9 protein-coding genes are annotated in these 14234 nt (G+C 40.2%); 5 read left to right on the forward strand and 4 right to left on the reverse strand.

Translation table 11 applies throughout. The annotated features are described in order from the left end of the window. Nucleotides 1-112 precede the first annotated feature (112 nt). From ASF99_RS00555 to ASF99_RS00575, 5 genes are all read left to right on the forward strand, one after another. Nucleotides 113-1105, forward strand: a complete 993-nt coding sequence (locus ASF99_RS00555) for a DNA/RNA non-specific endonuclease (RefSeq protein ID WP_055966498.1) — start codon at nt 113-115, stop codon at nt 1103-1105. Nucleotides 1106-1504: 399 nt separating this feature from the next. Beyond that, nucleotides 1505-3355 carry a type I restriction-modification system subunit M/S gene (locus ASF99_RS00560; RefSeq protein WP_055966501.1) on the forward strand — a complete coding sequence of 617 codons (1851 nt, stop codon included), beginning with the start codon at nt 1505-1507 and terminating at the stop codon, nt 3353-3355. A 279-nt stretch (nt 3356-3634) separates the two neighbouring features. Then, a complete protein-coding gene (locus tag ASF99_RS00565) occupies nt 3635-6199 on the forward strand; it encodes a type I restriction-modification system subunit M (RefSeq protein ID WP_055966504.1) in 2565 nt (854 codons plus the stop codon). Further along, the gene (locus tag ASF99_RS00570) at nt 6196-7437 is read left to right on the forward strand and encodes a restriction endonuclease subunit S (RefSeq protein ID WP_055966506.1); all 1242 of its coding nucleotides are present in this window, start codon (nt 6196-6198) and stop codon (nt 7435-7437) included. The genes ASF99_RS00565 and ASF99_RS00570 overlap by 4 nt, the downstream gene beginning before the upstream one ends. Before the next feature lie 15 nt (nt 7438-7452). Next, the gene (locus ASF99_RS00575; RefSeq protein ID WP_055966509.1) at nt 7453-10536 is read left to right on the forward strand and encodes a type I restriction endonuclease subunit R; all 3084 of its coding nucleotides are present in this window, start codon (nt 7453-7455) and stop codon (nt 10534-10536) included. Between the two features lie 889 nt (nt 10537-11425). On the opposite strand, the gene ASF99_RS00580 is transcribed toward ASF99_RS00575, so the two are convergent. The 4 genes from ASF99_RS00580 to ASF99_RS00595 form a co-directional block, all read right to left on the reverse strand. Next, nucleotides 11426-11719 carry a type II toxin-antitoxin system RelE family toxin gene (locus ASF99_RS00580; protein WP_053451888.1) on the reverse strand — a complete coding sequence of 98 codons (294 nt, stop codon included), beginning with the start codon at nt 11717-11719 and terminating at the stop codon, nt 11426-11428. Between the two features lie 3 nt (nt 11720-11722). Next, a complete protein-coding gene (locus ASF99_RS00585; RefSeq protein WP_235504808.1) occupies nt 11723-12046 on the reverse strand; it encodes a hypothetical protein in 324 nt (107 codons plus the stop codon). Nucleotides 12047-12344: 298 nt separating this feature from the next. Beyond that, nucleotides 12345-12893, reverse strand: coding sequence for a hypothetical protein (locus tag ASF99_RS00590; RefSeq protein ID WP_053451886.1), 549 nt, complete (start codon nt 12891-12893; stop codon nt 12345-12347). Nucleotides 12894-13572: 679 nt separating this feature from the next. Further along, nucleotides 13573-14025, reverse strand: coding sequence for a JAB domain-containing protein (locus ASF99_RS00595; RefSeq protein ID WP_082486933.1), 453 nt, complete (start codon nt 14023-14025; stop codon nt 13573-13575). Nucleotides 14026-14234: the final 209 nt, after the last annotated feature.

Here is a 14234-nt window from a genome sequence, read left to right on the forward strand (position 1 = left end):
CTTTGAAAGGATCATTTATCGCCTTACGAATACCGAATAAGACAGCAAGAACTAGTAAGTAGCGTTATAATGAAGGACGCAATGACAGACTGAACAGTAAAGGAGTACACTCATGAAGATTTCTTACATAGCGATTCCCCTTGCCGTCCTATTGATGGCAGGATGTACAGATACGGAGACGACCTCACCTCCACCCGATCAAACGGAGCAGGTAGCGCAACAGGACGACACGACTACACAAAAGACCGAAGCGAAGAAGAACTCCGATCAACATCCAGAAAAAAAGGCTGATACTCGTACAACCAAGCAACCAAAGGAGACGAATGCGTCAACGGAATCAAAAACGACGACTCCGCAGGATTCTTCCACAGGATATAAGAAAATTACGGTCGATGGCGGAGACATGTCCGGTAGTCGTCAGGCGAACGTTGTCGTCGACATTGGGTTCGGTGACCGGAAATACTGGGCGTTCACGAATGAGCATGGACAGCTGGTCCGCGTCATCGCGAAGAAGATCGTCCTCCAGAATGATGCGACGGAAGACGTCACGCGTGATGGACGCTACTACTCGGACGAGGCGAAAGTGCCTGGCGTCGAACGTGCGGATCTCGATGAAGGACATATCATCGCCGATTCGCTCGGTGGTGTCTCAAACGCCTACAACATCACACCACAGAACAGCACCTTGAACCGTCATGGTGATCAGGCGTACATGGAAGACGTCATCCGCAAGGCAGGTGGCGCGACGAACTTCGAGGCGCAAATCACTTATCCGGATACGTCGACGATGATTCCATCCGCGTATCAGTATACCTACACGGTCCGTGGGAACACCGTCGTCGACCGGTTCAAGAACGGTAACCCGGACGAGACGAATGCGGCACTCGGCCTGACGAAGAAAAAGGATAAAAAAACAGAATCGTCAGCGAAGCCCTCTGCCGATACCACAGCGACCGAGGATGTCTCGCGCGTCGATACTGACGGCAATGGTCAAGTGACGATCCAGGAAGCGAAGGACGCAGGCTTTGCGATGCCAATCACGGAGAAGCACTGGCTGTATCAATATATGCGGGACAACGATCATGACGGCATGGTCGGAGAATGAATCCTCCATCCAATCGAATAGTCGAAACATATTAGGGCAGTGACGAGATACTCGTCGCGCCTTTTTTCGTCTCCAGAAACGGAGGCATTGATGAGACGTCGAAAAAGCAGATTGAAAACAAGAGAAACGAGGAACATAATAAGAACAAATGTTCTTATTATGAAAAGGAGTGATTTTGATGATTTATGAAGACCGTGGCAACAAGAAGATATCAAACTTGCTGAGCACGATCCTCACTGTCTACAAGCTTCAAGACCAAAAAAATAAAAACTAATATTTATAAAAATTATACATAACTTTTTAAAAAGTATTGAATTCATAAATAAGAATTGGTATATTTAATTTATCAACAAAACATATTTTATATCATGAATAATAAAAGAGAGGTATGTGAAGCAAATGGAAACGAAGAGGTTACATGAACTCATTGGATCTTTACGTGACGTTACGCAACGCGATCCTGAAATCTTACCGTTTATCTTTGGTGTCTTGTTTAAGCAATTAGAAAGAACTGAAGGAAATGACTATTTTGGTCGTCTTACACGCGAAGAAGAAAATATCGAATTAGAACTCCATAAAGTTCTTACCGAAATAGAACATGGACATTCTGAACTATCAGAAATCAACTATCTTCAAATCAAATCAGTAAAGAAATTGAGACGTTTTTGGCTAGAATTAGATAGATATTTAAATGAAGTGACTGACTTATCATTATTTATTGATCACCTGATTGATGAACTATCTAGTATGGGAGGTAAAACTTCGAATCTTTCACCTACCCCACCATCTATTAACAATTTAGCGATTCAACTAATAAATCCGAATAATGGTAATTTCCATGACAGTATGTGCGGTCTCGGAGGAAGTTTACTTTCCGCCTATAAACATGCATCTATGAAAGAAGAGACACTTCAATTAACAGGGCAAGACAATAATTTGGTTAATGTTTCAATTACAAAAATCAGACTTTTTATTGAAGGAGTAAAAGATGCCGACATCAAGTTTGGTGACATCATCAGTTCTCCACAATTCGTAGAAAATAAGCGTCTAGAAAAGTTTGACTACGTCTTTATCGATCCGCCATTCGGGCTTTCATGGCGACCGGAAGGCGACCAATATAATCGCTTTGTATTTGGCACCCCACCCTCTAGTAAGATGGAGCTTGCTGTTCTGACCCATGCACTCGTCAGTTTAAAAGATAAAGGGCGAGCTGCAGTAATCATGAGTGGAGGAGTTCTGTATGCAGGGGGAGCGAGCGCGAAAATTCGTCAAAACATCATCGACCTTGATTATCTCGAGGCTGTCATCACCCTCCCTTCCAATCTTTATCAAAATACAGCCTTGCAAACGCACCTCATTATGCTGAATAAAGATAAACATTCAGAAAGACGAAACGAGATTTTGTTCATTAATGGAGAAGAACTATATCAGGAAATCGGTAAACGAAAACGAGCTATTAGTGAAAAGGGTATGCAAAAAATTATCGATACGTATCGGTCTTGGAAAGTCGAGGACGGTTTCAGTAAAATTGTTCGAAATACTGAATTAAACGAAAGCAATCTATTGCCTTCTCAATATATCTACTCAAATCGACTCACAATTGAACCATTCGGTGATATTGAAGTATCAATGGATAAAATTGAAGAGATCAATACGGCACCACTAGGTGATTTTGTAAAGCTATTTAGAGGATACAATGTCTCTCCGAGTGATGAGGATACGGAAGGTCAATATAAAGTGGTCAAAGCATCGGATGTACAAGAGGGTCAATTGCATTACGAAAACGTTACTCGATATAACATTTCGAAGAACTTCAATATAGAAGATTATAATCTGAAAAAAGGCGACCTCCTCATCACGGTGCGTGGACGATCAATCAAGGTTGCTCACGTCGATGTAGAAGACGAGCATCTACTATTTTCACAGAATTTCTTGGGTATCCGTTGCGGGGAATTGATAGATCCACAATACCTCAAGCTCTATCTAGAAAGCCCGGTGGCGCAGTTCATTCTCACGAGTAAATTAAGCGGGACAACCATCCCAGTTCTTAACCGTAAAGACCTAGCACAATTACCACTCCTAAACATTCCTCTAGAAGAACAGAAAAAGATTGCGCAGCGAACTGAAGAACGACATGCAAAATTGCGTTCTGAGCTTCAACGTATTCGGAATGAAATGATGCTAAATAAGAAGCAGTCTTACGAAGATATGGGATTAGCCGACCTGTTCTCAATAGAGAACGAATCATAACGTGTTTTGAATAGCTTGTTTGATTTCGTCTATTAGTGTGGTCACATGAGAGGATAAAATTGTGTCACTTACAAAACCATAATGGATAGCGGTGTAAATTCTCAGAGACCAACTATAGGAAATTTACAGCAGCTACCATACTTTCATACAGCATTCGATTAACAAGATAGATTTCAGTTGTTCGACACTCATAAAATTATATTGATATGATATAAGCATTAGTGAGTGGTACCGCTTCATCGATTTATACATCATAAGAAAATTATTGGGGGATATACAGTGATTACATCAGAAGAAATTAAACGTAGATTATGGGACGGCGCAAACGAATTGCGCGGCTCGATGGACGCCAGTCGATATAAAGATTATATGCTCGGATTAATGTTCTATAAGTTCTTGAGTGACAAAACGCTTGAAACGTTCAACGAAACAAGTGGACTAAATAGCATGATTCAAACTGAAGTGGTAGAAGAATACTCAAAAGCGCATACCGAATTTGGAGAACAGCTAGATGTAATGATTCAAAATGTTCTCGGTTATTATGTTGCGCCAGAATATCTCTATCAAACTTGGATTAGAGACATCAATTCTGGGGACTTTGAAGTTCAAAAAGTAACGGATAGTTTAAATAACTTTGAACGCACCATTGCTGTATCTGATGATGCGAGCGACTTCAAAGGATTATTCTCAAATTCTACATTAGATTTAACAAATACCGCGTTAGGAAGCAATCTAAACGAGCGCAGTAAAAATATTAAAGCGTTAATTTTGTTATTTGCAGACTTGAATATGGTCGCATTACAAAAAGGTGATGTATTGGGTGATGCATACGAATATCTTATCGGTCAGTTTGCCATGGAGTCAGGAAAAAAAGCGGGGGAATTCTACACTCCACGACAAGTGAGTGAAGTCATGGCTCAAATCATCGCGAAAAAAACTGATATAAAATCAATTTATGACCCTACTGTCGGTTCAGGCTCACTCCTCTTGACGGTCAAGAAACATTTGAGTGAAGAAGTTCAAAAAGATCTCGCTTATTACGGGCAGGAAAAAAATACAGCAACCTACAATTTGACTCGTATGAATCTATTACTCCACGGGGTTCGTCCAGAAAAAATGGTAATCAATAATGGTGACACTCTTTCTCGAGACTGGCCAGAAGATCCTGAGCGTCCAAATGAAGGTGTACAGTTTGATGCTGTCGTCATGAACCCCCCCTATTCTGTGAAGAACTGGAATGCAGCAGGACTTAAAGTCAGTGATCCGCGCTTTGAGGTCGCCGGTGCACTTCCACCAGACTCAAAAGGAGACTTTGCTTTCCTATTACACGGTCTGTTCCACTTGGGTCAAAATGGGACGATGGCGATTGTATTGCCTCACGGTGTTCTCTTCCGTGGTGGCGCAGAAGGCGAGATTCGAGAACGTTTACTCGAGAAAAACTACATCGATACCGTTATCGGGTTACCCAGTCACTTATTTACCAATACAGGAATTCCTGTAGCCATTTTAATCTTGAAAAAGAATCGAGAAACCGGGGAACCAGTACTCGTGATAAACGCTTCTCGCGGTTTCACGAAAGTCGGAAAACAGCACGTTCTATTCGAGAAAGATATCGCGAAAATCGTCGATACGTACGTGGAACGTAGAGAAGAAACAGGCTATAGCCGATTAGTGAATCGCGAAGAAATCTTAAAAAATCAATACAATATGAACATCCCACGTTATGTCGAAGCGATTGACGAGGAAATCCCACAAGATGTAGACGCTCACTTATTTGGTGGAATTCCTCAACAGAACATTGATGACTTGAAAGTACTGCAGTCCACAGTACCAGATGTATTGAATGCGTCTTTACAAGAAGTTCGTAAGGGTTACGTGGAGTTGGTGAAACCCGTTAAGAAGATCTCTACTCTTGTCTTCGATGATCCGCGTGTCCTTGAAAAATCAAAAGAACTTAAAGCTGAAATAACGAATTATATCCATAAATATTTCGATACAATTCGAAGTGTAGAGAGTATCAGTACGTTGCCGCAGTTGATGGAAAACATGTTGATCGAAATCAAAGAAATCCTTTCAGCATTTGACAATATTAATGTCTATGACGGCTATCAAATCATCGCAGAAATCTGGAAGGAGTCCTTGTCTCACGACACAGAAGTCATTGCTTTAAGTGATTTTTATAAAGCCGGTCGTACACGTGAACCGAATATGGTGACGAAGGGCTCTGGTAAAACAAAACGAGTCGAACAAGACGGTTGGATTGGCAGTATTGTATCGAACACATTGATTGAAAAACAGCTTTACAGCGATGAGTTAGAAGAAATTGAAACAAAGACATCACGCATTCAAGAAATCGAAACAGAATTAGCTGATTTAGTCGAGGCTGCAAAGGTTGAAGATAGCGAAGAAGCCAATGTATTAGGTGATACATTGAATGAAGCCGGTGAAGCATTTGTCAGTAAGGCGCTCAAAGCCGAATTGAAACAAGTGGTCAAAGATTCAGTTGAATATAAACATCTAAAACATGTTGAACAATTACTATCTGAAAAATCTGCGCTAAATAAAAAAGTAAATGCAGATAAAGACGCACTAAAAAAATCGGTACAAGAACGAATCTTGACTTTGACAGACGACGAAATCGATAACTTGATGTACGAAAAGTGGTTCGGTAGTACAGTCAATGCTTTAGTTCGCCTAATAGAAAAACCGTTACAAAAAGAGTTGGATATGCTACAAATGTTGCACGATCGCTATGCTGATACACTGTCAGCCATTGATGAAGAAAGTCGTAACTTAGAATCAGCGTTTGAAGCATTAATGAGCGAACTGGTGGTGGTTTCATGACTGAACAAATTAGTCTAGTGCCGAAAAGGCGGTTTAAAGAATTTCAAAGCTCTCATCCTTGGAAAACTATAAACTTGAAAGAAATCGTTAATTTGTTGAAGGATGGTACACATGGTACGCATCAAGACGGAAACTATGCATTTTTACTAAGTGCTAAAAATATCAAGAATGGTCAGATAATCATTGATGAAGTAAATGACAGAAAAATTTTGTCGAAGGATTACAATTTAATTTTCAAAAATTATAAATTGATCGATCAGGATTTACTAGTAACAATTGTTGGAACTATCGGTCAAACTGCATTATATAAAGAATCTACTTTAAGGGTCGCTTTTCAGCGTTCAGTTGCAATTATTCGTGGAGACAAACATGTAAACCAAAATTTCTTAAAATATACTATCGATTCTAGCTATACCCAAAAACAACTGAAGCAGTCAGCATCAATGTCAGCACAAGCTGGAGTGTATCTTGGAGATTTAGAAAAACTAAAATTATATATTCCTGAGTTTACTGAGCAAATTAAAATCGGACTTTTTCTGAGACAACTTGATGATCTAATCACAATTCAACAACGTAAGCTAGATAAAACAAAATCACTAAAGGTTGCATATCTCTCAGAAATGTTCCCTGCTGAAGGTGAGCTTTCTCCTAAACGAAGATGTACAGGATTTACTCAAGATTGGGTTCAGTGTAAATGGATAAACTCGGTTAATATTTCGACTGATATGGTGGACCCTAAATCAGGAAAATATGATGGTTTATTACACATTGGTCCTGGTAATATCGAATCATTTAGCGGACAACTATACAACAATGTAAGAACTGTTAAAGAGGATAACTTAATTAGCGGAAAGTTTCATTTTCACAAAGGCGATATCATTTACGGGAAGATCAATCCACAACTTGGAAAGTACATTTATGCGCCATTTGAAGGGCTTTCAAGTGCGGATGCTTATGTACTAAACGCAAAAGATGGATTTGACCAAACATTTTTGTTCGCATTGATTCAAACGCAACATTTTTTCAAATATTCGGTATCAGTATCAATGCGTTCAGGTATGCCGAAAATTAATCGCGATGAATTAAATGAATTTGAATTTAAAGTTCCGAATTTACATGAGCAAAAGCGTATAGGTGAATTATTCTTACAACTAGATGCCTTGATTTCTCTTCAACAACGCAAGCTCGAAAAATTACAGAATCTAAAAAAAGCATATCTACATGAGATGTTTGTTTAAAAAGGAGCGGATGTCATGAGCAAAGCACCGAAAAGTGCAGCAGAAAAAACATTTCAAGAGAACTTTGTGAAAGAACTAAAGAAATATAAGTGGGAAGCCCCCGATTTCTTAGATGGGAATCAGCAACAAGTTACAGTTGCTGACCTCATTCAACATTGGCGTAAGGAACTGAATCGTATCAATGCCGACCAACTGGAAGGTGTCGAGTTGACGGATAACGAGTTTAAGCAGGTCATGGCAAAAGTGAGTCAAATCAGTAATAGCTACGAAGCTGCCAAACTGTTGGCCATTGAAGAATCAAAAGGCAAGATCGACGGTATTTATCGTGACGACAATCCTAATATCACACGAACACAAATTACCTTGACCATCTTCAAAAAAGTCGAAGTACGCGGTGGCGATTCAAGCTACCGCATCGCAAGAGAAGTACAGACACCGAATAACAATCGTTTTGATCTGGTTTTACTGATTAACGGTCTGCCTCTCATCAATATCGAGCAAAAACGCACTGACAAAACGCTAGATGAAGCATATGGTCAGTTCATGCGCTATTATCGGGACGGCGAGTACACTTATAATTTCATGGCGTTTTCGCAGATGATGGTGATCACTTCAGAAATCGCTACTCGCTATTTCGCCACACCGAAGTCAATTGATGACTTTAACCTGAGTTTTGTCTTCCATTGGGCTGATAAAGAAAACCATGTCGTGAACGCATGGGAACAGGTCGTCGCACAGTTTCTGATGATTCCGATGGCGCATCAAATGGTCGGCGATTACTTGGTCATTGACGAAGCGCGTCTTGAAGAAAACAGACGGCATATGCTCATGCGTCCGTATCAAGTCCATGCGTTGCAGGCTGTGGAAGGTGCAGCTTTTGGCTGGGACAACAAAGAAAAAATCCCTCACGGAGGATTTGTGTGGCACACGACAGGATCTGGTAAAACAATTACAAGTTTTAAAACTGCTCTATTCTTGTCTACACGAGCCGGGTTCGATAAAGTCGTCTTTCTCGTTGATCGGCGTGAGCTTGATAATCGTACCAGTGAAAACTTTAAAGCGTATGCAGCTTATGAATCAGTGTCTGTCGATGATACCAAGCATACCTATCAACTTAGAAAGATATTGAAGTCTCCTAAAAATGGCATTGTCGTGACGACAACGTTCAAGCTGAACGCTCTGGTGAAAGAATTAGAAGAGGCACAAGATGCGAGCTTGACCGATAAAAAAGTCATCTTTATTATCGATGAAGCCCATCGAACGACAATGGGTCAGATGATGGGGACGATTCAACGACACTTCAAGAAAAATGGACTCTTCTTTGGATTTACCGGGACGCCACTATTTGATGAAAACAAAATCAAAGGTAAGGTAAATGAAAAAAGTGAAGTGATCAATACGACGGAGAAGTTGTTCGGTCCTAATTTGCACCAGTATACGATTGATGAAGCCATCGCAGATAAAAACGTGTTGGGGTTCCATGTGGACTATATCAACACCGGTGAATTTAAAAGCTATGATGATTTGAGAGAGCAACTGGTCGAAAAAATAAAAGAAGAAAAACCTGACTTAGCGGACAGAGATATCGAACGCGAAGTTCAAGAGTTGTCCGAGGTCGACGTGGAAAAACAGGCGAAAAAGTTAGGACTTCTCACTTACCATGACGAGACACATATCCCACGCGTTGTCGAAGAAATTCTAAAAAATTGGGACTTACAGTCACAAGGAAGAGAATTTAACGCGATTTTAACTGTCGCCTATAAAAATCGTGTCATTGCCTATTATGAAGAATTCCAAAAACAGATGGCAATGCGTGGTGAACATTTGAACATCGCCATGACATTTAGTTTTGGCAATGAAAATGACCCTACTCCCCTCGATCCCGAAATTGTGAAAGGGATGTTTAAGGACTACGCTTCATTCACCGGAATTTCGTTTGTAGCCGGTGATAAGAAGCATGGGGAAGAAGCTTATTTTGAAGATCTTGTAGAACGTGCCACTCGAGGCGGAAGCGGGCGAAACCCTAAGAACATAGATCTTGTGATTGTCGCAGATCAGCTCTTGACTGGTTACGATTCCAAGCGACTGAACACGCTCTACATTGATCGCCCGCTTGAACTCCAAGGCTTGATTCAAGCTTACTCGAGAACCAATCGAGTGTTTGGTCCAGCCAAAGAATTCGGGACAATCGTTAACTTTCAGTACCCTCGTATTACTCAAGAATTAGTTAATGACGCGTTACGGTTGTATGGTAGTGGCGGCAAGAGTAGTAAAGCCATTGTCGAACCTTACGAGACGTCTGTTCAGAAGTTCGCGATAAAAATTGCCGAAATGACTCCGACCTTGCCTGATCCTACAGACTGGCAAACGATTGAACATGACCTAGTGAGAAAAGAAGCCTTCTTACCCGCCTTTAAAGACGCTGCAGAGCAGTTGAATTTAGTCGAGCAATACTATGAATTCCAGTGGGATGATCATGCTTTTGGTATCGATGAACATACGTGGTTACAATATGTCGGGGCATATAAAAACTTAACGTGGAAGCCTGGCGGTCCTCCTCCGCCGTCAGCTGTAAATGTGTTAGTTGGCAAAACCAAACTAGCAGGTACCCAAGTGATTGATGCCGCTCACATTCTTAGTTTGATTGATTCAAAGATCACCACGTCAAATGGTGTCCAAACGGTAGATAGCGAAACCCTCCGTATCATTTATCAACAGATTCAGGAATTGAGTAACATGGGAGATAACGAGCAAGCCGAACTGTTAAGAGAGTTTGTCGATACCGAGTTGGTACCTGAGAAATTGTCTAGTAGTATGAACTTTGATGAGTCATTTGAACTTTGGAAAGTAAACCAAATGCAAATGGCCGTGAATGAGTTAGCTATGGAGTGGGGCTTAGATAGCGATCTGCTTGAAAAATCAGTTCGTTCTTATTCCCATTCGCAACCAGACGTTGTTCCCTATATCGATGAAATCATCAAAAGTGTTGATTTTGAAGCAGCCAACAATCAAGCGGGTAACAATCGATTAATACATGTCATGAAATTAACTGGTAAGCTCCCAGAGCTAATTGCTGAAATTAAGCTACGTTATAATTAAATTATAGAGATGATTCGAAGAATATCTATCTTCATAATGAACGAATAATAGAGAAGTATTCTTAATAGCTACGGTTAACTTTATTTCTACTAATTATTCGATTGATAAAGAGACTGCTGAGAAAATGGTTGAAGAGTATATTAATCAAATTGATGTTGATAGTCCGACTATTCAACATCTAGGTCCCGATTATTTCGCGCTTCAAATACTAATGATTAAAGGTGTAATACCTTATAAACCTATGTAATAAAAAAAGATTGACTCTAAATTGAGGACGTTCTAAATAAGAGGGTGACTTTTCGGCATTAAGTCGGAGAAGTCACTCTCTTATTTTGCTCTTCATACTTATTAATCCTCAACTACTAATTAAAAAATATTTATCTCGATTTTTCTAAGTCATGTAATGATCAAGTAGAACAATAGTTCATTATCACAATGAAAAGATAAGCTAAGATAACAAAAACACTAAATATATATATTACTAATCGATATAAGGAATCAATAATGTTTGCAATGAAACAACTAATTAAATTATCATTAAAAATCACCATTTATTTAGTTAATAAGAATATAAATTCTACTTTAGAGATATTGACTTGGAATTGATTAATAAGTTAGAAATATTTTTTTAGAAGCTTTCTCTTATAAAAAATGTTGTATGGAAAACGACCGTTATGTATACAAAAATGATTATTCTTTCACATAGTTGAATCGAATGGATCGATTTCAATATCAAAGTCTATAAACGCATCTTTTTATCAATGTATTTTTAAATAGTCCTTTTATGCATAAAAAAGATAAATAACTTCGGTCATACTTTTCAAAAAGTGCGACAAAAAGGATCAACGTATAGATACCATCGAGTATCTGAACGTTGATCCTTTTTCAATTATCCATCTAATCGTTGTTCAGCCATTTTATAAATTTCATCTTTATCCCGTTTACCGATCGCTACAATTTGAATGATCTGGAGTTTACCCTCTACTTCTCTAAAAACAACGCGTAATCCCATTTTTCTATTTTTTAACTTATTGCAATGCGACAAATTTCCACTGAGTGGCTGTCCTGCCGCCATTCCTATAGAAATGATACGGTTCAATGCTTTGTCTACGAATATCTTTTGACTACCATCAAGGTTATCGTAATCTTCTTTCGAATACTGCGTCCACTCAAGTTGATACAATGATCACTCCCACCCATCCATTTCATCAATAGTCGTAGGGTGAGTTACCTGTTCTCCACGGACTTCGGAATCAGTATAAGTGCGGACATTTTTATTAGATAGTCGCATCTCAACAGTCAAATCATCTAATCGACTGTACAATTCTTCAATTTCTTTATTGAGTGATTCGTATTGCTGTTGTGTCAACATGACGCCCGCAACTTTTTCACGGTTAAAAACATATACGCCGGCCGCTTCACGATCTGCTTTTTGGAAAGCTTCCATCGGAGACCGTTTCACGTCAGATATAGAAGTGGTTGGAATATCAAGTATTCGCATTCCCATCATTATGCCCTCCTCTTATTTTTCTTTAGTATACACCTTTTAAAAGTCTTTTAAAAGACTTTTAAACACTCATTTTGATTTTTATACTACCTATAGCTAACCCATCTTTTTAGAACAAAACCCCAAAAAACAATAGGGTTCTCATTTACCGAGTTCCCTATTGCTTGTTAGACGCTATTTTATTTAAATACAACAATCTGAATTACGTTGAATATACGTTTACAATACAAACACCAGTTGATTGTTTCTACTATAAATTCAATTGCTACTTTTGAGTATTTGTTAATTCGTAATCAAAAGATTATTCAATGATCTTTAATTTTACATCTGCTTGCGTCTCTAATACATCGCCATCTTCACCAAAGAATGTATAAGAGTTTACTCCATCCACACCGAGAATCGTGTTCACTTTCAAGTCTCCATCTATCGAATTAACTGTAAAATTCGACCCTTCTCCAATACTTTCAACACGGTATCGATTGACTGGCACATCATCACCGATGATATATTGACCAGGGCTCAGTGTAATGGGCTTACGCTTTGCATAGATGACTTCAAAAGTTAAGTCACTAAGAACCTCTTCTTTTTTACTTATTTTTTCTTCGAGTGACTTATTCTTGTCTTTAGTTTTTTCATAATCTTCTTTAATGGCATCACGTTGTTTCACTAAATCTAATATGTCTGTATTCTCTTTTTTAAGTGCGTTATTTTTCTCACGCAACTCATCACTATAGAGAGCACCATCCTCGATTTCAGTCTGTGCACTATACGTTCCAAAGAGTGATCCGATAAAGAAAATAAAGACAACAATGATCGGAAGTATGACATACTTCTTAAATTTTTGTTCCACTTACTAATCTCCCATCCTACCTAATTAATGTTAAGAAAAGAAATTCAAATAAAAATCCCAATTTCTAGACTGAAATAATTTAACAATACTTTTTTAAAATAGTCAATAACTATCATTTAAATCCAATTTACGTTATTAGAGTCTTTATATATATATGATTATGGTAATTTATTTTAATCATGCTTCTAACGCTCCGTGTCCTTCGTCGCAAGGAACAGGAACGTAGAGATGCCTCGCGCAAGCGAGTCGCAGCTCTCGTTATCGATTCGGCAGGAGGGCAGCGGTGCGATGCGGATGTTGCTGCGTGCAGCCTACAGCCTCACGAATGAGCCCGAAGATTCTCCTCATGCTGTACATCCAGTAGAAAGAAGATCGCTACTTATTTATAGGAGGATCGATTCACTTCAATCATCTATCTTTCCTCGAACCTTCGTACACTTCAATACTGTCTCACTACTGCATCCTTCATCACACCCTTCTATATAGAAAAGACCAGATGTACTTTCTTACCCGCAGTGGATCCGTCCACTGCGGGTCTTTCAATGCACTTGGATTCGGGACGAATCCATTCCTTACTCGCTTGCGCTCTCTCAAAAGAAAAACGACGTCGTTTTTCGTCCATGCCCTCGCGCATGGACAGGACGGGATTGTCCCGTCCTGTCTACGCTCTATCGTCCCTTTACAAAACACCTTGTGCCTTCAAACTGACGTATTCTTCTCCGGCACCGACGATGATGTGGTCGAGGAGCTGGATGCCGACGATGCGTCCGACCTCGACGAGCCGTTCGGTCACCTCGATGTCTTCCCGTGATGGATGCTGGTCACCGCTCGGATGCTGGTGGCTGACGATGAGCGATGTCGCATTGTTGAGGATGGCGGACTTGAAAACTTCTCTAGGGTGGACGACGCTCGAGTTGATGCTACCAACGTGTGCCCGATGGACGGCAATGACGCGGTTCTTCGTATTGAGCAGGATGACAAGGAACACTTCACGGTCATCGTCCTGGATAAAACGTCTCGCGACACAGAACGCGTCCTCGGGTGACGTGATGTGCGTTGTCTCGAGTGCGACGTCTGGCTCCCGGACCTCTTGGCGGATACGAGTGATTTCAACGAGTGTAGTCAGTTTCATAGAAAAGCTCCTTTCGCGAGTGGGATGCAGTCCGACACGATGCCGTCCTGTTGACGGGAACGCAGCGAGCGAAAAGCGTGCTTTGAGCCAAAACGCGGAGGAAGACAAGGAACGGCAGCGGCTTTTTTTGATTACCCTTGCGCCAACGAGGAGCGAGCTAGAGTACGGAAACAGGACGGCTTGCGGTCCCTTTCCATCAGACAGAGCGG

Origin of the sequence: Exiguobacterium sp. Leaf187, assembly GCF_001423925.1 — a bacterium.
Lineage (GTDB): Bacteria > Bacillota > Bacilli > Exiguobacteriales > Exiguobacteriaceae > Exiguobacterium_A > Exiguobacterium_A indicum.